Raw genomic sequence first — 22,603 nt, 5'->3', positions numbered from 1 at the left:
GCCGACGGTGGAGGTTTCCACCATGCCCCACACGTGAACAACGTCGACGCCGTAGCGTTCCTCCCACATCTTGATAAGCGTCGGGGGAACGGGGGAGCCGCCGGCATAGATCTCCGTGAGGGTCATACGCTCTGGCGGATGGTGCATGTAGTGGACAAAGAGCTGGATCCAGATGGTGGGAACGCCGTGGGCCACGCGCGGAGAAGTAGCGGCGATGGCCTTGGCAAGGGTGGGGGCGGAGACGTCGGCGTCGGGAAGCACGAGCGGGGTGCCCGTCATGAAGCAGGTAAAGGGAACGCCCCAGCTCAGCACGTGACAGATGGGGATGCAGCACAGGAAAGTCTCACCGTGGGTGATGCACAGCGAGTCCGAGGAGCGCAGCTGCATGGCCTCCAGATACAGCGAACGGTGCGAATACAGCACACCCTTGGGGGCACCCGTGGTACCCGTGGAATAACAGAGCGCCGCGGCCGTGCGCTCATCGAGCTCCGGCCAGTCATAGACGGTGGAGCGGCCATCAATTAAAGCTTCATAGGAATACACTTCGATCCCGCGAGGGAAGAGGTGGGCAAACTGCTGCGCCGGCTGTGCGCCGGTTATGATGACGCTTTTCACGGAGTCCGTACCCACAAGCACCTTTCCTAGTTGCTGCGCCAGCCGGGGATCGCACACGATGGCAGATATTTCCGCGTGATTAATAATATGGCGAATCTGGTCATTCATCAGTTGCTTATTGAGCGGCGCAAAAATCGCGCCCTTGCAGGCAGTGCCAAACATGACCTCGAGGTGTTCGGCGCAATTCCACATAAAACTACCCACGCGCTCATCGCCGGTAATGCCCAAATCATCATGAATAGCGTGGGCGAAGGCGGCTGCGCGAGCGGCGATATCGCGGAAGGTAACTTCTTCGGCCGGATCAAATTCGGAGCCGGTGCCCTCACCGTGCCAGGTTGTCACCGTGGTGCTGCCGTGCACCGAGGCGCCGTATTCCAAAATGCGGGTCAGGGAGAGGGGGATATCCATCATTGTGGAAAGCATGCCTCTACTGTAGCGGTGTCATGGTGCGGGCGTTGCGGTCTATGCGTTATACTTATTCGCGACTGGTAGGAAACCGGAATTTTTAGCTCCCCTTTCCTATGGATTCGGGCCCAGAGAAGTTTTGCCCGCAGTCGTTTCTTGATTTCTTCCGGTTCGTGCACCCGCTGTGCGAATTCTCCTTGAGAACATGGAAGAGGCCTCATACTTATTGCCCGGCAGGACGCGCATGCGCCTTGGCACGAGGGCGAGAAGTCCTAGAAAAATACACATTGGCTTCCAGTGCAACGCCGTGAGCCTAGGCTACGGCGGCTCCCGCATCATCGGACCTGGTCAAGCAACGAAAGGATATCCGTGAGCGAAACGGACAACACCGCAGCACAGGATCTTGCATCCCTGAAGCTGCCGGAATTGCGCAAAATGGCCGCAGAGCGCGGTCTACGTGGTGTCTCTGCCCTGCGCAAGGGGGATCTCATCACCGCCATCAAGACTGGTCAAGTTCCGCCAAAGGCCAAGGCCAAGGTGGAAAAGGCCGCTCGGGTAGAAAAGACGGAAAAGGCAGAGAAGTCTAATAAACCAGAAAAGCCACGCGCACAGGCGCAGGACGAGGCGCCGCAGAAGGCGGAAAAGCAGGAAGAATCCGGCGAGAAGCGGGATAACCGCCAGCAGAACTCTGGTGAGGAGCAGCGCTATGAGTCGCGTTCTCAGGCACGCCGCGCTCGCCGCAACCGCGCCCGCCGGCAAGAACGCCAGGAGCGGCAGGAACGTCAAGAGCGCGAGGAACGCAGCCACAACGAGGAGCAGGGTGGCAATAAAGACAACCGCGAGAATAACTCCCAGGATGGCTCCGATAATCAGGGCGATAAGAATGACCGCGGCGATAATAAGCAGCGCGGCAATCGCCACGATGACAACAATAATCACGAGCGCGGCAACCGTCGTGGGCGCCGCAATCGCCGCAACCGCCGTGGCCGCGGAAACAATAATGACAATAACGGCGGCAACGATTTGCAGGTCCGCGAGGGCGATGAGCTGCAGGCCGTCGGTGGCATTTTGGACGTGGTAGACAATAATGTCGCCTTCCTGCGCACCACCGGTTACCGCGCCGCGGCTTCCGACGTCTTTGTCAACAACGGCATTGTCCGCCGCCTGGGCCTGCGCTCCGGCGACGCCATTACCGGCCAGGTTAAGGTCTCCGGCCCGACGCATACGCATGGCAACGGTCGTAACCGCCGCAAGTACAACCAGCTGGTTCAGGTCGATACCGTCAATGGCATCGATCCGGAAAACGCAAAGCAGCGTCCGCACTTTAATAAGCTGACCCCGCTGTATCCGAATAAGCGCCTGCGTTTGGAAACGGACCCGAAGATCCTCACCACCCGCGTGATTGACCTCATCATGCCCATTGGTAAGGGCCAGCGCGCGCTTATCGTCTCCCCGCCAAAGGCCGGTAAGACGACGATTTTGCAGAATATCGCCAATGCGATTTCTACCAATAACCCGGAGTGCTACCTCATGGTTGTCCTCGTAGATGAGCGCCCTGAGGAAGTTACGGATATGCAGCGTTCCGTCAACGGTGAGGTTATTGCTTCCACCTTTGATCGCCCGCCATCAGAGCACACCTCCGTAGCCGAGCTGGCTATCGAGCGTGCCAAGCGCCTGGTGGAGCAGGGCAAGGACGTCGTTGTTTTGCTCGACTCCATTACCCGCCTGGGCCGCGCGTACAATAATTCCTCCCCGGCATCCGGCCGCATCCTCTCTGGCGGTGTGGACTCCAACGCGCTCTACCCGCCAAAGCGCTTCCTCGGCGCCGCCCGCAATATCGAAGAGGGCGGCTCGCTGACAATCATCGCCACCGCCATGGTGGAGACCGGTTCTACCGGCGATACCGTCATCTTCGAGGAATTCAAGGGCACCGGCAATGCCGAGCTGAAATTGGACCGTGGCATTTCCGAGCGCCGTGTATTCCCGGCCGTGGACGTTAACCCGTCCGGCACCCGTAAGGATGAATTGCTGCTCGTACCAGAGGAGGCGCGCATCATGACCAAGCTGCGTCGCATCCTTTCTGCCCTGGATTCCCACCAGGCCATTGACCTGCTCATTAAGCAGCTAAAGAAGACCCGCTCCAATGGCGAGTTCTTGATGCAGGTGGCCTCCTCGGCCCCGATGGCTGCGGATAAGGATGAAGAAGATTATGTCTAATCAGGTTTCCCTCGTTGATGACATTGTGTCCGAATACCAGGGCATTGAGATGCAGATGGGCGATCCGGAGGTGGCCGGCGACCAGAAGCAATTCCGCAAGCTCTCCAAGCGCTATGCGGAACTGCGCCCCATCATCATGGTTAATGATGAATTAACCCAGGCCCGCGAGGATCTCGCGGACGCCAAGGAGATGGCCTACGAGGACCATGACTTCCAAGAAGAAGCGGACCGCCTGGAAAAGTCCGTGGAGAGCTTGGAAGAAAAGCTCGCTGATCTGCTCGCACCGCGCGATGATCAGGACTCCGAGGACATCATTATGGAGATCAAGGCCGGCGCGGGCGGCGAGGAGGCGGCCCTCTTCGCCGGTGACTTGGCCCGGATGTACGAGCGCTATGCGGATAAGACCGGCTTTAACTGGGAGGTCCTAGGCCTCAATGAGTCGGATCTGGGAGGCGTGAAGGATATGACCATTTCCTTCCGTTCCAAGTCTCCCTCGCGCGATGGCGCCTGGTCCGTCTTCAAGTTCGAGGGCGGCGTGCACCGTGTGCAACGTGTCCCGGTCACCGAGTCCCAGGGCCGTATTCAGACCTCTGCCGCGGGTGTGCTGGTGTACCCAGAGCCAGAAGAGGTGGAGTCCGTCAATATTGATGACAAGGATATTCGCGTCGACGTCTACCGTTCTTCTGGTAAGGGCGGCCAGGGCGTGAATACCACCGACTCCGCGGTGCGCATTACCCACCTGCCAACTGGGCTTATCGTTACCTGTCAGAAGGAACGTTCCCAGATTCAGAACAAGGCGCGTGCACTGCAGGTCTTGCAGGCCCGCTTGGACCAGATGGAGCGTGAAGCTCGCGAGGCTGAGGCCGGCGAGCAGCGCGCCTCCCAGGTACGCACCATGGACCGCTCCGAGCGCATCCGCACCTATAACTGGCCGGAGAACCGCATCACGGATCACCGCATTGGCTACAAGGCCAATAACCTGGACTCTGTTTTGAACGGCGATATGCATGACCTTATTAAGGCCTTGCAGGACCAGGAGCGTGCTGAGCGTCTCGAGGCCGAGGGCTAAACGGGCGTGGATAACACGTATGGACAGGCGCTGCGCCATGGGGTGCAGCGCCTTCGTGCTGCCGGGGTACCAAGCCCCGAGTGGGATGCGCGCATCATTGCCGCGCACCTTATTCATTGCGGCCACATGGACATCCCGCTGGACCAAGCCCCTATGCCCGGTTTCGATATGGCCTATGATGCGCTGCTACGTCGCCGTGAGTCCCGCGAGCCCCTACAGTACGTGCTAGGCAGCGCCTGGTTCGGTCCGCTGGAGCTCAAAGTGGGCCCTGGCGTATTTATCCCGCGGCCGGAAACCGAGGTGATGGCGGACTGGGCGGTGCGCAATGCGGACGGCCCGCGGCTGGTGGACTTGTGCACTGGCACAGGGGCGTTGGCACTATATCTGCACCACTACTTACCTGAGGCGCAGGTGCGGGCAGTTGAGCTTGCCGACGCCGCCTTGGCCTACACCACTGCCAATACCCGCGGCAGCGGGGTAGAGGTCATTCAGGCCGATGCTACGGATGCCACTACCTTGGCGGAGTGGAACGGGACCGTGGACCTTATCGTGACCAACCCGCCGTATGTACCGGAGACGACGGACCTCGATCCGGAGGTCTACCATGATCCACACGACGCGGTCTTTGCCGGTGCGGATGGGATGGGCGTCATCACCGGCCTCATCCCGACGTTCGCCCGCCTTTTGCGCCCGGGCGGCAAGGTGGCCATCGAGCACGATGACTCCACAAGCGAAGCCGTACAAGCCGCATTGACCCGCCACGGCGGCTTTGAAAAAATCTCGCCGTTGCAGGACATGACGGGAACGCCCCGCTTTGTCACTGCGGTGCGCGCGGTAGACTAAGACACCACTTAGGGCAAGAAGAGGAAAGACTATGCAAGGAAAGATTTTTAACTGTGCCGATGAGGCCGAGCGCGAAGAGGGCCTGAACATTGCGGTCAAGGCTGCACAATCCGGTCGCCTTGTGGTCATGCCCACCGATACGCTGTATGGCCTTGGCTGCGATGCCTTTGATAATGATGCCGTAGCCAATCTATTGGCTACCAAGCAGCGCGGTCCGGATATGCCGGTACCGGTTTTGGTTGGTTCCTGGGATACCGTTCGCGGTCTCGTGGCTTCCTATACCGATACTGCGCGTGATTTGGTCGAGGCCTTCTGGCCGGGTGGCCTGTCTATCGTTGTTCCTCAGGCACCATCCTTGCCGTGGAACCTCGGTGATACCCGCGGCACGGTAATGCTGCGCATGCCGCTGCACCCCATTGCAATTGAGCTTTTGCGCGAGGTTGGTCCGATGGCTGTGTCTTCCGCCAATATCTCTGGCCACCAGCCACCAACCACCGCGCTTATGGCTAAGCAACAGCTGGGTAAAGCCGTGACGGTTTATTTGGATGGGGGAGAGACGGCCGTCGGTAAGCCTTCCACCATCATCGATCTCTCCGGTGAGCGCCCGTATCTACTCCGTGAAGGCGCGCTCACGGCCGAGGAAATCGGCAAGGTCATCGGCCTCGATGCCCAAACCCTGCGCACCCGCCCCCAGGCTTAAGGAGGTATTCGCGTGAGCGGCAGTGGTGTCCCGCTGCGCGAGTTGGCCCTTGTCATCCTCGTCGCAGCAGCATTTACGTATCTGACCACCGGTGTGGTGCGCTCCTTTTTAGTGCGCACCGGCCGGGTGGCGGAAATTCGCCTGCGCGACGCTCACACGCAGCCCACACCCCGTATGGGCGGCGTGGCCATGTTTACCGGCTTTGCGGCGGCAATATTCCTCGCAGCCCAGCTTCCAGCCTTGACTCGCGGCTTTATGCCCGTCACTCCGGAAATGAATGCGGTGCTATGGGCGGCCTTGGCGCTGGTGCTTGTTGGCGTGGTCGATGACCTAGTAGAACTCAGCGCCGTCGTGAAGCTTTTTGGCCAGCTTTTCGCTGCCACGCTCATGAGTGGGTTGGGCCTTACCTGGACACTACTTTTCATTCCGTTTGGCGGCGGCACCACCGTTGTGCTGGACCAATTGCAAAGCACCCTGCTCACCGCATTCTTTACCGTCTTGCTTATCAATGCCATCAACTTTGTAGACGGGCTTGACGGCCTGGCAGCAGGCCTTGGAATGATTGCAGGAGGGGCAATTTTAGTCTTTTCCTTGACCGTCCTCCATGACCAGGGCGGCGCTGTATCGGCCTATCCGCCAGCCATTATTAGTGCCGCACTGGTGGGAATGTGCGCCGGCTTCTTACCCCATAACTTCGAACCTTCCCGCATTTTTATGGGCGACTCCGGCTCCATGCTTATCGGCCTCTTGCTCGCTGCGGCCTCAACTTCTGCGTCCGGCAAGATCAACATGTCTCTGTATGGCACGGTGGATATTGTCGCGTTGATGTCACCCATTATCGTGGTCGCCGCAGCGGTATTTATTCCAGTCCTCGACCTTGTCTGGGCTGTTATTCGCCGCCTATCGCACGGCCGTTCACCGTTTTCTGCGGACAAGGCGCACATTCATCACCGCCTCCTCAAGCTTGGGCATACTCATAGGCGTACCGTGCTAGTGCTCTACTTGTGGGTTTCCGCAGTGGCATTTGGTGCGGTGTCCTTTTCCATCGTTCCCGCGCCGGAGGCCATTGGCGTGACTATTGTGGCCCTTCTTCTCGCGTTTGCAGCTACTCTCGTGCCCTTGCGGCAAGGAAAGATTGGCCCTGCTGCTCGAGAGACCGTCGTGGTGGCGGAAACCGAGCCCTCGTGAGGTAGGCTCGGTCTCCGTGAATGATCCTAAAGTAAACTCTGATTTTGATGATCCGCGTCTGCCCCTCAAACGCGCCGTGCAGCTAGGTGTCAAAGCGTTGCTTGTCATTATGTTGGTATCACTTGCCATTTGGGGGGGATTGAAAGGCCTTCCCGGAATTTGGGGCGTCTTAATTGGTGCAGCTCTAGGCGGAGGATTCGTATTGTGCACGGCTCTTTCAGTCCTATTTACAGCCAAGTCAACCCCCTCGACAACAATTGCAGTGGTGCTCGGTGGGTGGCTGCTTAAGCTAGTTTTGCTCTTGGGGGTTTTGGCAGTAATTAGGGAAATGGATTTCTATGACACGTGGGCCTTGTTTCTTAGCGTAGTTGCAGCTCTTGTTGTAACCCTCGGAACCGAAGTCTGGGGGATAGTTACTTCTAAAGTGACGTACGTGGCTTAATCTGCGTTCAAAGAATGCTGCCAAAAGCTTGGGGCAGCTCAGCATCATGGGGGATACCGAGCAGCTCTATTTCATCTGTTACTTGCGGTTATGAGAGATTTATACCCCCGACGAGGGGCGGGGGAGATGTGGTGTGATGAATTCCACGCTTATGAGTTTGGCCAGCAAATCGCAGGTTTATAGCTCAATTACTTACTTTGGAATTGAAGAGTAGCTTCTATGGGGCCCCCACGTGCGAAAACTCAGGATCCAGCTGATACGATTCACTTCGGGTTACCGTGGAAGTAGGCACGTGCTCTCTTCCGGTAATGGTAAATCCCTGTCTTGTTCATGCTGATGTGCGACGGAGTCCGTGAACAGGACAGAAAGTTTGAGACGTCCATCGCACCACAAAAGCTTTTACAAGCTGTGTGGCCCGAACACGGGAGAGAACGCTGAGCGTTACAACATTGGCTATGAAAGGGCACTTCCACACGCCCGATCTAGGTGAAGAATTCTTCCCGGGGCAAATTGATGCCGACCATCTTTTTTTCGGTGACTTCGCCGGCGGATGGTTCGCGCTTGATCGCCTGATGCTGATTCGAATCTTGATGACGCTAATTGTGGTGATCCTTTTCTGGGCCGCCTTTAAGAACCCTAAGTTGGTTCCTTCTGGCATTCAGAATGTGGGCGAGAATGCGGTCGACTTTGTCCGTATTCATATCGCTGAGGACATTTTGGGTAAGAAGGAGGGAAAGCGATTTCTGCCAATTATCGCTAGCATCTTCTTCGCGGTTCTATTCATGAACGTTGCGACCGTAATTCCGGGGCTTAATGTCTCGCCGAACGGACGTATTGGTATGCCAATTGTCTTGGCCGCGGTTTCGTACATTGTGATGATTTACGCGGGTGCCAAGAGGTATGGCCTTGGTAAGTTCATTCGCTCCTCGGTAGTGATTCCGAACTTGCCACCGCTATTGCATCTTTTGGTGGTACCGATTGAGTTTTTCTCTACGTTCATCTTGCGGCCGGTTACCCTTGCTATTCGTCTCATGGCGAACTTCCTTGCTGGACACATCATTCTGGTTCTTCTCTTCTCTGCTACGAACTTCTTCTTCTGGCAGCTGAATGGTTGGACCGCACTGTCTGGATTAACCATTATTCTGGGCTTGGCTATGAGCCTGTTCGAGATTCTGGTTATCTTCCTACAGGCGTACATCTTCGCTCTTTTGACGGCGGTGTACATTGAGCTGTCCTTGCACGCTGATTCGCACTAAGGACGAGGTCGACGAGCGCGACCGAGTAAACCACCTAATTTAAACCATCGACATTCAGTCTTGAGACAGACTGAAATTCTACGAAAGGGAACGACTTTCACCATGAACGAAATCATTCTGGCAGCGGATGCCGCTTCGAAGTTTGAAGGACTGGGCACCATTGGTTATGGCCTGGCGGCTATCGGTCCAGGCATCGGTATCGGTATCGTTGCCGGCAAGACCGTTGAAGCTATGGCCCGTCAGCCAGAAATGGCTGGTCAGCTGCGTACCACCATGTTCCTGGGTATCGCCTTTACTGAGGCCTTGGCACTTATCGGTCTCGTTGCCGGCTTCCTGTTCTAAGAGCTCGAGTTTTCACACCGAATCTTTTAAGACGGGAGACCAATGAATAACGTCGTTTACTTGCTTGCAGCAGAGGGCGGAGATAACCCAGGTTCGGGTAGTTTCTCTGTTCTTCTGCCCAAGAACTATGACATTTTCTGGTCTTTGCTGTGCTTCATCGTAATTCTGTTGCTGTTCTGGAAGTTTGTAATTCCTATGTACAGCAAGATGTTGGCAGAGCGTGAAGACCGGATCGAGGGCGGCTTGAAGCGTGCCAAGGCTCAGCAGGCCGAGGCCAAGGCTGCTCTGGAAAAGTACAATGCTCAGCTGGCTGATGCCCGTGCAGAGGCAGCCGAGATCCGCGAGCAGGCGCGCGAGCGCGGCAAGCAGATCGAGGCCGAGGCCAAGACCAACGCGGAAGAAGAGTCCCGCCGCATCGTCGCCAATGGCGAGAAGCAGCTGGAGGCTTCCCGTTCGCAGGTTGTTACTGAGCTGCGTTCCGAAATGGGCCAGAACTCCATCAACCTGGCGGAGAAGATTCTGGGCGGCGAGCTTTCCGACGCCTATAAGAAGTCCTCCACCATTGATGGCTTCTTGTCCGAGCTCGACTCTGTGGCACCGGCCGGAAAGTAGGCAACTATGAAGGCAGCTAGCCGCGAAGCACTCGCAACCTCGCAATCTCGCTTGGATGAAATCCTTGCTGGCGAGAATAACGTCGCCACCGCCGCACAGGCGGGCTTGGACATCTTTGAGGTTGTCGATGTCTTGGATGATGACCGCGAACTGCGCGTTGCATTCACCGATATCGCCGCCCCGAGCGAGGCACGTAAGTCCCTAGCGGAGAACCTTTTTGGCTCCAAGATTTCTGGTGGTGCGCTGCGCATCATTCAGGAAGCTGCGGCCGTACAGTGGTCCACTCCGAAGGACTTTGTCAAGGGATTGGTTTCCTTGGGCCGCCGCGCACTGCTGCGTGGCGCTGAGGCGCAGGGCCAGCTGGGCCAGGTAGAAGACGAACTCTTCCGCCTTTCCCAGATCCTTGACCGCGAGGGCGAGCTCACCCAGCTGCTTTCCGACCGAACTGCTGATTCCGCCCGCAAGCGCGGATTGCTGGCAAACGTGCTCTATGGCAAGGTCACGATGTTTACTGAGGCACTGGTGCTTCAGGCCATCTCCCGCCCAGAGCAGAACCCGATCGATGATGTGACCGCTTTGGCTGATTCTGCAGCAGACCTGCAGGACCGCACCATTGCGCGTGTTACCGCAGCGGGTGAACTAAACGAAGGCCAGCAAGCAGTACTCGCTGAGAAGCTGGGCAAAATTTATGGTCGTGCGATGTCCATTCACTCTGAGGTTGACACCAGCCTCCTCGGTGGCATGCGCATCCGCGTCGGCGATGAAGTCATTGACGGTTCTACGGCAGGCAAGATTGCTCGCCTGCGTGCCCAGATGGCGTAGCCGAAACGACAGAAACGATTTAAGTAAGTGCTGGAAGATACTACCGAGAGCAGGAAGAACATGGCGGAGCTGACGATCTCCTCCGACGAGATCCGTAGTGCGATTGCGAACTACACCTCGAGCTACTCCGCGGAGGCCTCCCGTGAGGAGGTCGGCGTGGTCATTTCGGCAGCTGACGGTATTGCGCAGGTTTCTGGCCTGCCGTCCGTTATGGCGAATGAGCTGCTCGAGTTCCCAGGCGGCGTGATTGGCGTCGCACAGAACCTTGACACTAACTCCATCGGTGTCGTGGTCCTGGGCAACTTCGAGTCCCTCAAGGAGGGCGACGAGGTTAAGAGGACCGGCGAGGTTCTCTCCATCCCAGTGGGCGAGGAATTCCTCGGCCGCGTAATTAACCCTTTGGGTCAGCCGATTGACGGCATGGGCCCAATCAACGCTGAAGAGGAGCGCGTCCTCGAGCTGCAGGCACCGTCCGTGCTGCAGCGCCAGCCGGTTGAAGAGCCAATGCAGACCGGCATCAAGGCTATCGACGCAATGACCCCGATCGGCCGTGGCCAGCGTCAGCTGGTCATCGGTGACCGTAAGACCGGTAAGACCGCGGTGTGCATCGATACCATTTTGAACCAGAAGGCTAACTGGGAGTCCGGCGACAAGGATAGGCAGGTACGCTGCATCTACGTCGCAATTGGCCAGAAGGGCTCGACCATCGCTGGTGTGCGCCGCACCCTTGAGGAGCACGGCGCACTCGATTACACCACCATCGTGGCCGCACCGGCTTCCGATTCCGCCGGCTTCAAGTGGTTGGCACCGTTCTCCGGTGCAGCGCTGGGCCAGCACTGGATGTACCAGGGCAACCACGTCCTGGTTATCTACGATGATCTGACCAAGCAGGCTGAGGCCTACCGTGCCATTTCCTTGCTGCTGCGCCGTCCGCCGGGACGCGAGGCATACCCGGGCGATGTGTTCTACCTGCACTCCCGCCTGCTGGAGCGTGCTGCCAAGCTTTCCGACGACATGGGTGCTGGCTCCATGACCGCACTGCCGATCATCGAGACCAAGGCAAACGACGTCGGCGCCTTCATTCCGACCAACGTCATTTCTATTACTGACGGCCAGGTCTTCCTGGAGTCCGACCTGTTCAACCAGGGTGTTCGTCCGGCTATTAACGTCGGTGTTTCCGTCTCCCGTGTCGGTGGCGCTGCACAGACCAAGGGCATGAAGAAGGTTGCCGGTAACCTGCGTCTGGACCTGGCCTCCTACCGTGATCTGCAGGCCTTCGCGGCATTCGCATCTGACCTGGATGCTGCCTCCAAGGCTCAGCTGGAGCGCGGTTCCCGTCTGGTTGAGCTGCTGAAGCAGTCCGAGTCCTCCCCGCAGCCGGTGGAGTACCAGATGGTATCCATCTACCTCGCCGAGGCTGGCATCTTCGACGTCGTTCCCGTTGAAGACGTCCGCCGCTTCGAGGGCGAGGTACACGAATACCTCAACGCCAACACCCCAGAGGTCTTTGAGCAGATTTCCGGCGGCAAGCCGCTAACCGATGAGTCCAAGGACGCATTGGTTGCGGCAGCTAAGGATTTCCAGCCGACCTTCCGTACCTCCGAAGGCCATAACTTGGGCTCTGAGGCACCGGTAGAGCCTTTGGATGAAAGCGACGTAAAGAACACCGAGCTCAACGTCTCCCGCAAGACGGCTAAGTAGAGTTCAGAACTCATAACTAACCGTCTAGATTAAAGAAGGGAGGAGAAACGATGGCTAATCTTCGCGAACTACGTGACCGCATCCGGTCCGTTAATTCGACTAAGAAGATCACCAAGGCCCAGGAGCTTATTGCTACCTCGCGCATTACCAAGGCGCAGGCCAGGGTAGAAGCATCTCAGCCTTATGCGACTGAGATGACCAGCATCATGAATAAGCTGGCTTCCGCCTCTACGTTGGAGCATGACATGCTGCGTGAGCGCGAAGACGGAAACGTCGCAGCCATTCTCGTGGTCACTTCTGACCGCGGTATGTGTGGCGGCTACAACAACAACGTCTTCAAGAAGGCCGCACAGCTGCAAGCTCTCCTGGAAAGCAAGGGCTACGAGGTAGTTCGGTACGTTACCGGCAACAAGGGCATCGGCCACTACAAGTTCCGCGAGGACGAGGTAGTTGGCAGCTGGGGCGGTTTCTCTCAGGACCCAACCTGGGAGGCCACCCACGATGTGCGCCGTCACCTGATTGATGGCTTTATTGCTGGTTCCAACGGCACTACCAAGGGCCGCGACGGCCTGCATGCGCAGGGTGAGGGCGTAGGTGTACGTGGCTTTGACCAGGTACACGTTGTCTACACCGAGTTTGAGTCCATGTTGACCCAGACTGCGCGCGCACAGCAGCTGTTGCCAGTTGAGCCGGTTATTCAGGATGAGGAGTACCACCTCGGTGACTCCGCTCTGTCCGACGCCGAATCTGCGGAGGATGTTGCCGCCGGATTCGAATTCGAGCCGGACGCAGATACGCTGATGGAAGCTCTGCTTCCGCAGTACGTCTCGCGTATCCTGTTTGCTATGTTCTTGGAGGCTTCTGCCTCCGAGTCCGCTGCACGCCGTACAGCTATGAAGTCTGCTACTGACAACGCAACCGAGATGGTCGAAGACCTCTCCCGCGTGGCTAACCAGGCCCGTCAGGCACAGATTACCCAGGAAATTTCAGAGATCGTCGGTGGCGCTGGCGCGCTATCTGACAGCGCAGAAAGTGACTAGATTATGACTACAGCTCTGCAAGAGCAGAATGCACAGTCTTCGGCAGTCGCCGGTCGTGTCGTGCGCGTCATCGGTCCGGTTGTGGACGTGGAGTTCCCACGTGAGGCACTGCCGGCCCTGTACAACGCACTGCACGTCGACATCAAGCTCGAAGCTGTTGCAAAGACCGTCACCCTCGAGGTCGCTCAGCACCTCGGTGACAACCTTGTCCGTACCGTGTCTATGGCACCGACCGACGGCCTCGTCCGCGGTGCCGAGGTCATCGACTCCGGAAAGCCAATTTCCGTGCCGGTCGGCGACGTCGTCAAGGGCCACGTCTTCAACGCCCTCGGTGATTGCCTCGATGAGCCGGGTCTCGGCCGCGATGGCGAGCAGTGGGGAATCCACCGCGAGCCGCCAGCGTTCGACCAGCTCGAGGGTAAGACCGAGATTCTGGAGACCGGCATTAAGGTCATCGACCTGCTGACCCCGTACGTCAAGGGCGGCAAGATCGGCCTGTTCGGCGGTGCAGGTGTGGGTAAGACCGTTCTGATTCAGGAGATGATTACCCGTATCGCCCGCGAGTTCTCCGGTACCTCCGTCTTCGCCGGCGTCGGCGAGCGTACCCGTGAGGGCACCGACCTCTTCCTGGAAATGGAAGAAATGGGCGTGCTGCAAGATACCGCCCTTGTCTTCGGCCAGATGGATGAGCCGCCAGGAGTCCGTATGCGTGTGGCTCTGTCCGGCCTGACCATGGCGGAGTACTTCCGCGATGTGCAGAACCAGGACGTGCTGCTGTTCATTGACAACATCTTCCGTTTCACCCAGGCCGGCTCTGAGGTTTCGACCCTGCTGGGTCGTATGCCTTCCGCCGTGGGCTACCAGCCGACCTTGGCTGATGAGATGGGTGTTTTGCAGGAGCGCATTACCTCGACCAAGGGCCGTTCCATTACGTCCCTGCAGGCCGTTTACGTTCCTGCCGATGACTACACCGACCCGGCTCCGGCTACGACGTTCGCTCACTTGGACGCCACCACCGAGCTGGACCGTGCTATTGCCTCCAAGGGTATTTACCCGGCAGTGAACCCGCTGACTTCTACCTCTCGTATTCTCGAGCCAGGTATCGTCGGCGAGAAGCACTACGAGGTTGCACAGCGCGTCATCGGTATTCTGCAGAAGAACAAGGAACTCCAGGACATCATCGCCATCCTTGGTATGGACGAGCTGTCTGAGGAAGACAAGGTCACCGTTCAGCGTGCCCGTCGTATCGAGCGCTTCTTGGGTCAGAACTTCTTCGTTGCGCAGAAGTTCACCGGCCTGCCGGGCTCCTACGTACCGCTGTCCGAGACCATCGACGCCTTCGAGCGCATCTGCGATGGCGAGTTTGACCACTACCCAGAGCAGGCTTTCAACGGCTTGGGCGGCCTTGACGACGTCGAGGCTGCATACAAGAAGTTGAACGAGAAGTAGGGAGAGGCACATGGCTGACATCACCGCCGAATTGGTTTCCGTCGAGCGCCTGCTGTGGTCTGGACAGGCCTCCATGGTCACGGCTGAGACCACCGAGGGTGAGATCGGCGTGCTTCCCGGTCACGAGCCAATGATCGGTCAGTTGATCGATAATGGCGTGGTGACCATCCACCCAGTGGACGGCGAGCGCCGCGTCGCCGCCGTGCAGGGTGGTTTCCTCTCCGTTACCCAGGACAAGATCACCGTCCTCGCTGATTGGGCCATCTGGTCCGATGAGGTGGATGAGGAGAAGGCTCAGAAGGACTTTGCTTCTGAGCACGAGCTCGCCAAGTCCCGTGGCGAGGCCGCACAGCGTGCTGTCCGCCGCGCCAAGGCTTAGTACCTTGGATTGATAGGAGAGGGCAGCAATAGCCGCCCTTCCTGCTCTCTAAAGGCGCCCCGGTTTAAACCGGGGCGCCTTTTTGCGTTTTCTTTGCCTTTTCTTATTGGCGTATAGGTCCTGCCAAGCGCTACAATTCAAGAATCAGTTTCTCCACAAAGCGAGGATGGCGTGAAGGCCCATGAATTCAACGGTGGTTACAGTGCTTCTGTGGGCCCTTGGCGTGGCCCTATTGCTGGTTATTTTTCTGGCTGCGCTTCGCTTTTTTACCGTGCGTGCCCGCGGCACTGCCGTCTTGCTACGCCGAGTACCCGCTAGAAATTCCCTTTCTTGGCGCCATGGTTCGCTGCGTTATGAAGGCGAATTTGTGGAGTATTTCAAGCTCCGCTCCGTTTCTCCGCGCTGCGATCTGCGTATCAACCGCCTCGACATCGAAGTAGTAAGCACCCGCTCGCTCGATGATCCCGAGGCTTCTTTTATGTCTGCCGCCACCGAGGTTGTTCGCTTTCGGGTCAAGGGCCGGGAATATGAGTTGGCATCTGATGCCCACGGCATTATGGCCTTCGGGGCGTGGGTAGAGGCCGCACCATCCAAACGTCAGCAGCGCTTCGACTTCCGGCAACTTCGCCAGCGCGCTACCCGTCAATCCAAGCGATAAGGTTACCCGCTAGGGTAGAGGGCATGCGTTTAGTAATCGCCCGATGCTCCGTAGATTACGTGGGCCGTTTGGATGCCCACCTTCCCATGGCAGACCGTCTACTCATCGTCAAGGCTGACGGCTCTGTATCCGTGCATGCTGATGACCGCGCGTATAAGCCGCTTAATTGGATGACCCCTCCGTGCACGTTAAAAGAATCCGCCATTGAGGACCTAGACGGTGACGATACCGGCGAGGTTTTGTGGCTGGTGGAAAATCCTAAAGGCGAGCAGTTGCGCATTACAATTGCTGAGATCCATGAGGAAATCTCCTATGACATGGGTGAAGACCCAGGCCTAGTCAAAGACGGCGTGGAGGCTCACTTGCAAGAGCTTTTGGCAGACCAGATCGATACCTTGGGCGATAGCTATACGCTGGTACGCCGCGAATACCCAACGGCGATAGGCCCGGTAGACATTATGGCGAAAGATGAAAACAACAAAAATGTTGCCATCGAGGTGAAGCGCCGTGGTGGGATTGATGGCGTGGAGCAGCTGACGAGGTATCTGGAGTTGCTTAACCGTGATGAGCTTCTGGCCCCAGTATCTGGTGTATTCGCGGCCCAGGAAATCAAACCGCAGGCCCGCACGCTAGCAGAGGACCGAGGCATTCGGTGCGTCGTACTGGACTATCAGGAACTCCGCGGACTTGAGTCGAACGAATTGCGATTGTTCTAATGCCACGGCGGAATAGACGCAAACCGCTCGAGCTTCGATCCTTGCCTAAAGATGGGTCGACTTTTCTCGGCTCGCAGACGGTCGAGGGGCCTAGCTGGACGCACGGTGAACCCTATGTTATGCGGCATATCGGTTCTGCGCGTGCCCAAAAGTACTATGTGTGCCCAGGGTGTAATCAAAATATTCCTCCCGGGGTGGCTCATATCGTGGCGTGGCCGCGCGACGTGGGCCGCCAGGGCGATGATCGTCGGCACTGGCACCGCCACTGCTGGGAGCGTAGGTAGACTAGCGGGCATGATTGTTGCATTCTCTGTAGCCCCTGCAGTAGTTAATAATGATTCCCAAGAAATGGCTGACGCCGTCGCTGAGGCCGTGCGCGTAGTCCGCGAATCCGGCCTTCCTAACGAGACCAATGCCATGTTCACCCTGCTTGAAGGCGAGTGGGACGAGGTCTTTGGAACTATTAAGAAGGCCAGTGACGCGGTGCGTGCGGTATCCCCGCGCACATCTTTGGTGGTCAAGGCTGATATCCGCGAGGGCGTAACCAATCAACTGACTGACAAGGTAGATGCGGTTAACCGCCGCCTTGCAAAGGAGGACTAGATGACTTCAGCAAATAATGCTTATGTAGGAGGCGCGCTCGACCTCAGCCAAGTAAAGGCGCGGGCCGAGGCACGGCAGAAGGCACAGGAATCTCCGCAGACCACTGCTGGCGGGATCCAACCCTTCTTCACTGTGACGGAAGCTAACTTCGACCAGGACGTGGTGCGCCGTTCTACGGAAGTTCCGGTGATTGTTCTCATTGGCACCGCCCGTTCCACGCAGTCGGAGCAGCTAAAGACCGACCTACAGGGGTTGGCCGCGCAAGGAAACCGCAGCTTCCTAGTTGCCTACGTGGATGCAGATACTACCCCACAGGTTGCGCAGGCCTTTGGCGTGAAGAACCTCCCCACTGTGGTGGCCCTGGGCGCTGGGCAGCCGCTGACGAATTTCGAGGGTGCACAACCACTAGATGCGCTAAAACAATGGGTAGATGCCTTGGTGCAGAATGTTGGCCCACAGTTGAAGGGCCTACAGAGCGATGCGGGAGAGCCCCAGACCCAAGAGGAAGAAGAGGATCCGCGCCTCCAAGAAGCAGAGGGCTTCTTAAATGCTGGCGATTTTGATGGTGCTCTTAAGGTCTATAACTCCATCTTGGAGGCTGAGCCCGAAAACGTGCAGATTAAGCAGGCCCGCGATACAACCGTACTGCTCAAGCGCCTTGATCCTGCCAACCAGACCGAGGATCCGATTGCGGCTGCGGAAGGGGACAAGGGGGACGTCGATAAGCAGATGCGTGCTGCCGACGCCGAAGTGGTTGCCGGCGCCTCAGAAAAGGCCTTTGATCGCCTCATCGAGACGATGAAGGCAACGGCCGGTGATGAGAAAGCTCGCGTGCGCGAGCGCTTGCTGGAGCTCTTCGGGCTCTTTGAGGGCAATGACCCGCGCGTGATGGAAGCTCGCACCAAGCTGGCGAGTGCCCTGTACTAGCTTGGGTAGGATGGGAAAGCATGACTTCAGTGCTTTTCCTGTGCAATACAAATCGCGGCAAGTCGCAGATGGCTGCGGCGCTTGCCGCCAAGCATGCGCCTGAGTGGGATATTTACTCGGCTGGGGTGCAAACTACCCCGGAACATATCCAGCAGGGCATCAATCAAGAGGCCAAAGCTTCCCTCGCGAAGGTGGGGGCAGAAATGACTGGTACTCCTGCTCTAGTGGATCCCCACCTTGCTGCCGCTGTCGACCACGTCATCGTGGTAGGTGATGCGGAATATGACGGGCCAGCGCAGAGGTGGGCCATCGAGGATCCCTCGTTGCGTGGTCTGGAAGGTGAAGAGCGCATGGATGCGCTTCGCGATGATATCGAAGCGCGCGTGGTGGAGTTCCTACGCACGCAGCGATAGGCGTTTTATTGCTCCAGTACGTACCACTGCACCGAGTTGGCCGGTAGGTGAAGCGTGGCGGAATTATCCGCCACGTGAATATGCTGAGGAAGCGGGTTCCCAGCGCCCTCATAAACGGCATCATCGGTGTTAAGTACCATTTTCCAAGCACCATCACGTGGAACCCAGAGGCCGTAGTTGGGAATGGAAGAACCCGACAGGTTGCACACAGCGAGCAAGGCAGACCCGTCCGCGCCATAGCGGACGTAACCCAGCACGTTATTGTTCGAGTCATCGGCCTTGACCCATTGGAAGCCGTCTTGGCTAAAATCCTGGCTCCATAAAGCTGGGGTGTCGCGGTAAATGAGGTTGATATCGCGCACGAGGCGCTTAATGCCCCGGTGCCACTCATTGCCCCAACCATCGAGGTTGCCCCAATCCACGGAATGCTCCTCGGACCACTCGGTGGTTTGTCCAAATTCCTGGCCCATGAAGAGCAGATTCTTGCCAGGGTGGGAGAACATGTAGCCATACAAAGCGCGCAATCCGGCGGCCTTATTCCAGTCGTCGCCAGGCATGCGCTGCCACAGTGAACCCTTGCCGTGGACTACTTCGTCGTGGCTAAACGGCAACACGTAGCGCTCAGAATAGGCATACACCATGGAGAAGGTGAGCTCGCCATGGTGATAGGAGCGGTGGATGGGCTCGTGCTTGAAGTACTCCAGGGTGTCATTCATCCATCCCATATTCCACTTCAGGGAAAAGCCCAGCCCGTTCTCGGAAGTAGGAGCGGTAACGCCCGGCCAGGAGGTGGATTCCTCGGCGATGGTGAGTACGCCAGGATGGGTGCGGTTGAGGGTGGCGTTGGTTTCCTGCAGGAATTGGACGGCTTCTAAATTCTCGCGCCCGCCAAACTGATTGGGTAGCCATTCATCGCGGGAGTAGTCCAGGTAAAGCATGGAAGCGACGGCGTCTACGCGCAGGCCGTCAATGTGGAATTCTTCAGCCCAATACAGGGCGTTGGCTACGAGGAAATTGCGCACCTCATTGCGGCCAAAGTCAAAAACATAGGTACCCCAGTCGGCTTGCTCGCCGCGGCGGGGATCGGGGTGCTCATAAAGCGCTTGACCATCGAAGCGGCCTAAGGCCCAGTCATCTTTGGGGAAGTGGGCTGGCACCCAGTCCACGATGAGCCCGATGCCGTTTTCGTGCAGTGCATTGACTAATGCGCGGAACTCATCCGGCGAGCCCCACCGCGCTGAAGGCGAGTAATAGCCAGAGACTTGGTAGCCCCAAGAGCCGCCGAAGGGGTGCTCGGCCACGGGCAAGAGCTCGACGTGGGTAAAACCATGCTCCTTGAGATAAGGGATGAGCTCCTCGCGAAGTCGGTTATAATTCGCCCCGACCTTCCACGAGCCAACGTGGACCTCATAGATGCTCATCGGGACATCGAGGTTGCCGGTGCGCTTGTCCATCCACGCGGAATCAGACCAGCCGAAGCTGGTGGAATCCACGATCGAGTCCGTTTCCGGCGGACAGGTGGTGCGCTTGGCCAATGGGTCGGCCTTGTCTTGGCGGCCTTCCTGGCTAAAGATGGCGAACTTATAGTGCTCGCCAGCACCGATGCCTGGGACAAAGACCTCCCATACGCCGGTAGAACCGAGCGAACGCATGGGGTACTGGGTAGGATTCCAGCCGCAGAAATCGCCCACGACGGCAACACCTTGGGCATTGGGGGCCCATACGGCAAAGGACACACCGCTTACGGGGCCCATCTCTGTGTCATAAGAGCGTAGGTTGGCGCCGAGGACATCCCAAAGGCGCTCGTGGCGACCTTCGCCGATAAGGTGCAGATCTAGAGAGCCGATGGTGGGCAGGAAATGATATCCGTCTGCCACGGTGCGGGTAGGGGCGCCGGGGTAGGAGATTTCGAGGCGGTAGTCGCAGTTCTCGCCTACTTCCGCTTCCCAGATATCGTCGCCCACCAAATTCATAGACAAGGATTGTGTGGGGGTATGAAGTTGTACCGCGGTGGCGCCAGGCTGGCGGGTACGGACGGTACCTTCATGCCAGCCGTAGAATCCGTGTGGGTCATGGTGGCGGCAGTCATTGAGACGAGCGAGGTCAGCGGCCGGGATGTTCATATAATCAGGGTACCTAGATTGGGTGCGTTCCGGTGGACAAATGTTTACGGGCGATAGTCGGTGACCTCGCGCCAGGTGAGCTGCTCCTGAAGGGCATGGTCGGCAGGGGGAAGGACGAAGACATGGGCGACGTCGCGAAGCGGCTCTAAGCGCACAAAATTGCGCTCGGACCAGTGATAGGCAGAGCCGGTAATCGTGTCTTGGACGGAATAGGACTCGCCGGGATGGCGGCCGATAGCGCGCATATCTACCGTAACGGTCGCTTCTTGCGCATTGCGCGGATCCAGGTTGACCACGACGAGAACCACATTGCCGGTGGCTGGATCGGCCTTGGAATAGGCAATGATGGCGTCATTGTCGGTGTCATGGAAGCGGAGGGTACGCAGTTGTTGCAATGCGGGGTTATCGCGGCGAATCTGATTGAGCAGCCGGATATAGGACTCTAAAGAGTCTCCTGACGCAACCGCAGCAGCAAAGTCGCGTGGCCGCAGTTCGTACTTCTCCGAGTCGAGGTATTCCTCGGACCCTGGGGCTACCGGGGTGTGCTCATAGAGCTCAAAACCGGAGTACACGCCCCATAGCGGAGACATGGTGGCAGCGAGGACAGCGCGTATGGCGAACATGGCGCGCCCCCCGGTTTGTAAAGATTCATGCAGGATATCCGGGGTATTGACAAAAAGATTAGGCCGGCAAATATCCGCCTGCTCTACGTGCATCTGGCCAAATTGGGTGAGCTCATGCTTCGTGGTCTGCCAAGTGAAGTAGGTATAGGACTGGGAAAACCCTGCTTTTGCTAGCCCGAAAAGGCGAGGGGCGCGGGTAAAGGCCTCTGCCAAGAAGATGACGTCTGGGTGGGTGGCGTGTACGCGGGTAATCAGCCAATCCCAGAAGTTGGCGGGCTTGGTGTGTGGGTTATCTACGCGGAAAGTGCTCACTCCGGCTTCGACCCAAATCATGAGCGTTTCATAGATTTCGTGATAGATGGCATCCTGCGCGTTATCGAAGTTGAGTGGATAGATATCCTGATACTTCTTCGGTGGGTTCTCAGCGTAGGCGATGGTGCCATCTGGAAGGACAGTGAAAAATTCTGGGTGGCTGGTGGCCCACGGGTGATCGGGCGATGCCTGCAGCGCGAAATCAAGCGCTACTTCCAGGCCAAGTTCCTGGGCGCGAGAGACCAGCTTCTTGAAGTCTTCTATTGTGCCCAATTCGGGGTGGGTGGTGGAGTGGTCCTGGATGGCCCACGGACTTCCCACATCACCGGGCTCAGCAACGACCGAGTTATTTTTTCCCTTCCGATGCACCTTGCCAATGGGATGAATGGGTGGAAAATACACCGTATCGAAGCCCATATCGGCCACGCGCTCTAGTGCTTGGGCAGTAGTGTCGAAGGTGCCGTGCACAGGATTTCCCTCTTTGTCCCAGTCACCCGTGGAACGGGGGAAGAGCTCATACCACGAGTTATAAAGCGCGGCTGGGCGCTCCACGTAGACCTCGTGAATGGCGCCTTCTACTAGGAGATCACGCAGGGGATGGGAGTGCAGGATGTCTGCGGCCTCGTCCGAGAGCGCCACCTGCACGCGCTTATCGACGTCCAAAGACTCATCCTCCAAGTCCCGTGCAGCAGCAAAGAGGGGCGCCACAATATCCGAGGGGGTTTGCAAGGCCGCCCGAGAAAATAGATCCGCACCATGCTGGAGGTCATTGGCCAACTCGGCAGCGGATTGCCCAGCCGCCATCTTTTTAGTAACCGCGTTCTTCCACGTAGCAATGGGATCAGACCAGGCATCGACGCGGAAGTACCAAGTGCCTTGGGTACCTGGGGTAAAGACGCCGTGCACTCGATCTTGGTCTTTGGGGTCTACCTGCATGGTGACAGAGGACGTAGCCGTGGACCGCGCCGCCCAGGCAGACAAAGTGGCTGAGACCGCGTCGTGGCCTTCGCGCCAGACCAGTGCGGTGACGGGAATTACCTCGCCCACAACGGCTTTAGAAGCTACAGAACCGGCGGAGATAAGCGGGCGGACATCGTCAATACCAAGGCGAGTAGTCATGCCCATAAGACTAATGCAGCTGTGTCAAT

The 22,603-nt window shown here is 57.8% G+C and carries 23 protein-coding genes; 20 read left to right on the top strand and 3 right to left on the bottom strand.

The features are described from left to right. Window positions 1-1,038, bottom strand: a 1,038-nt coding sequence (locus WMP96_RS08135) for an AMP-binding protein (protein WP_239227073.1), incomplete at its 3' end; no start/stop codon positions are given. Between the two features lie 351 nt (window positions 1,039-1,389). On the opposite strand from WMP96_RS08135, the gene rho reads away from it, so the two are divergent. From rho to WMP96_RS08035, 20 genes are all read left to right on the top strand, one after another. Beyond that, complete coding sequence (gene rho / locus WMP96_RS08130; protein WP_340432792.1) at window positions 1,390-3,237, top strand: transcription termination factor Rho; 1,848 nt, start codon at window positions 1,390-1,392, stop codon at window positions 3,235-3,237. Beyond that, window positions 3,230-4,306 (top strand): peptide chain release factor 1, encoded by a 1,077-nt coding sequence (gene prfA / locus WMP96_RS08125; RefSeq protein WP_301716184.1) that lies wholly within the window; start codon window positions 3,230-3,232, stop codon window positions 4,304-4,306. Before rho ends, prfA begins: the two co-directional genes overlap by 8 nt. 6 nt (window positions 4,307-4,312) lie before the next feature. Beyond that, window positions 4,313-5,149, top strand: coding sequence for a peptide chain release factor N(5)-glutamine methyltransferase (gene prmC / locus WMP96_RS08120; RefSeq protein WP_301716183.1), 837 nt, complete (start codon window positions 4,313-4,315; stop codon window positions 5,147-5,149). Window positions 5,150-5,180: 31 nt separating this feature from the next. Next, window positions 5,181-5,849 carry an L-threonylcarbamoyladenylate synthase gene (locus tag WMP96_RS08115; RefSeq protein WP_239205710.1) on the top strand — a complete coding sequence of 223 codons (669 nt, stop codon included), beginning with the start codon at window positions 5,181-5,183 and terminating at the stop codon, window positions 5,847-5,849. Between the two features lie 12 nt (window positions 5,850-5,861). Then, window positions 5,862-7,037: a glycosyltransferase family 4 protein gene (locus tag WMP96_RS08110; RefSeq protein WP_023021756.1), complete on the top strand. Its 1,176-nt coding sequence runs from the start codon at window positions 5,862-5,864 to the stop codon at window positions 7,035-7,037. Between the two features lie 16 nt (window positions 7,038-7,053). Next, window positions 7,054-7,479: a hypothetical protein gene (locus tag WMP96_RS08105; protein ID WP_023021755.1), complete on the top strand. Its 426-nt coding sequence runs from the start codon at window positions 7,054-7,056 to the stop codon at window positions 7,477-7,479. 455 nt (window positions 7,480-7,934) lie between these two features. Continuing rightward, a complete protein-coding gene (atpB, locus tag WMP96_RS08100; protein WP_023021754.1) occupies window positions 7,935-8,735 on the top strand; it encodes a F0F1 ATP synthase subunit A in 801 nt (266 codons plus the stop codon). Window positions 8,736-8,837: 102 nt separating this feature from the next. Next, entirely contained in the window at window positions 8,838-9,077 is a 240-nt protein-coding gene (locus WMP96_RS08095) for an ATP synthase F0 subunit C (RefSeq protein ID WP_023021753.1), read from the top strand. A gap of 42 nt (window positions 9,078-9,119) precedes the next feature. Beyond that, a complete protein-coding gene (locus tag WMP96_RS08090; RefSeq protein WP_340432786.1) occupies window positions 9,120-9,689 on the top strand; it encodes a F0F1 ATP synthase subunit B in 570 nt (189 codons plus the stop codon). A gap of 6 nt (window positions 9,690-9,695) precedes the next feature. Continuing rightward, window positions 9,696-10,511 carry a F0F1 ATP synthase subunit delta gene (locus WMP96_RS08085; protein WP_301716181.1) on the top strand — a complete coding sequence of 272 codons (816 nt, stop codon included), beginning with the start codon at window positions 9,696-9,698 and terminating at the stop codon, window positions 10,509-10,511. A 60-nt stretch (window positions 10,512-10,571) separates the two neighbouring features. Beyond that, entirely contained in the window at window positions 10,572-12,212 is a 1,641-nt protein-coding gene (gene atpA, locus WMP96_RS08080; RefSeq protein ID WP_340432804.1) for a F0F1 ATP synthase subunit alpha, read from the top strand. Window positions 12,213-12,262: 50 nt separating this feature from the next. Then, on the top strand, window positions 12,263-13,252 hold the full coding sequence (locus WMP96_RS08075) for a F0F1 ATP synthase subunit gamma (protein ID WP_023021749.1): 990 nt from the start codon (window positions 12,263-12,265) through the stop codon (window positions 13,250-13,252). 3 nt (window positions 13,253-13,255) lie between these two features. Beyond that, a complete protein-coding gene (atpD, locus tag WMP96_RS08070; RefSeq protein ID WP_049361377.1) occupies window positions 13,256-14,701 on the top strand; it encodes a F0F1 ATP synthase subunit beta in 1,446 nt (481 codons plus the stop codon). A gap of 10 nt (window positions 14,702-14,711) precedes the next feature. Next, entirely contained in the window at window positions 14,712-15,080 is a 369-nt protein-coding gene (locus WMP96_RS08065) for a F0F1 ATP synthase subunit epsilon (protein WP_086588747.1), read from the top strand. A gap of 181 nt (window positions 15,081-15,261) precedes the next feature. Then, window positions 15,262-15,738 (top strand): DUF2550 domain-containing protein, encoded by a 477-nt coding sequence (locus tag WMP96_RS08060; RefSeq protein WP_301716179.1) that lies wholly within the window; start codon window positions 15,262-15,264, stop codon window positions 15,736-15,738. A gap of 23 nt (window positions 15,739-15,761) precedes the next feature. Beyond that, on the top strand, window positions 15,762-16,454 hold the full coding sequence (gene nucS / locus WMP96_RS08055; protein ID WP_023021745.1) for an endonuclease NucS: 693 nt from the start codon (window positions 15,762-15,764) through the stop codon (window positions 16,452-16,454). Next, the gene (locus WMP96_RS08050) at window positions 16,454-16,738 is read left to right on the top strand and encodes a hypothetical protein (protein ID WP_080971253.1); all 285 of its coding nucleotides are present in this window, start codon (window positions 16,454-16,456) and stop codon (window positions 16,736-16,738) included. Before nucS ends, WMP96_RS08050 begins: the two co-directional genes overlap by 1 nt. Window positions 16,739-16,748: 10 nt before the next feature. After that, a complete protein-coding gene (locus WMP96_RS08045; RefSeq protein ID WP_301716178.1) occupies window positions 16,749-17,057 on the top strand; it encodes a thiamine-binding protein in 309 nt (102 codons plus the stop codon). After that, window positions 17,058-17,984, top strand: a complete 927-nt coding sequence (locus WMP96_RS08040) for a tetratricopeptide repeat protein (protein ID WP_301716177.1) — start codon at window positions 17,058-17,060, stop codon at window positions 17,982-17,984. A 20-nt stretch (window positions 17,985-18,004) separates the two neighbouring features. Then, window positions 18,005-18,397, top strand: coding sequence for an arsenate reductase/protein-tyrosine-phosphatase family protein (locus WMP96_RS08035; RefSeq protein WP_023021742.1), 393 nt, complete (start codon window positions 18,005-18,007; stop codon window positions 18,395-18,397). A gap of 5 nt (window positions 18,398-18,402) precedes the next feature. Here WMP96_RS08035 and glgB read toward each other — a convergent pair whose 3' ends face one another. Together glgB and WMP96_RS08025 are read right to left on the bottom strand one after the other, a co-directional pair. Continuing rightward, entirely contained in the window at window positions 18,403-20,520 is a 2,118-nt protein-coding gene (gene glgB / locus WMP96_RS08030; RefSeq protein WP_340432781.1) for a 1,4-alpha-glucan branching protein GlgB, read from the bottom strand. Between the two features lie 44 nt (window positions 20,521-20,564). Then, on the bottom strand, window positions 20,565-22,574 hold the full coding sequence (locus WMP96_RS08025; RefSeq protein ID WP_034656479.1) for a maltotransferase domain-containing protein: 2,010 nt from the start codon (window positions 22,572-22,574) through the stop codon (window positions 20,565-20,567). Window positions 22,575-22,603 lie beyond the last annotated feature (29 nt).

It is taken from the genome of Corynebacterium sp. KPL4035 (assembly GCF_037908325.1).
GTDB classification, from domain to species: Bacteria; Actinomycetota; Actinomycetes; order Mycobacteriales; family Mycobacteriaceae; genus Corynebacterium; species Corynebacterium kefirresidentii.
This window is presented reverse-complemented; position numbering and strand designations above follow the sequence as displayed.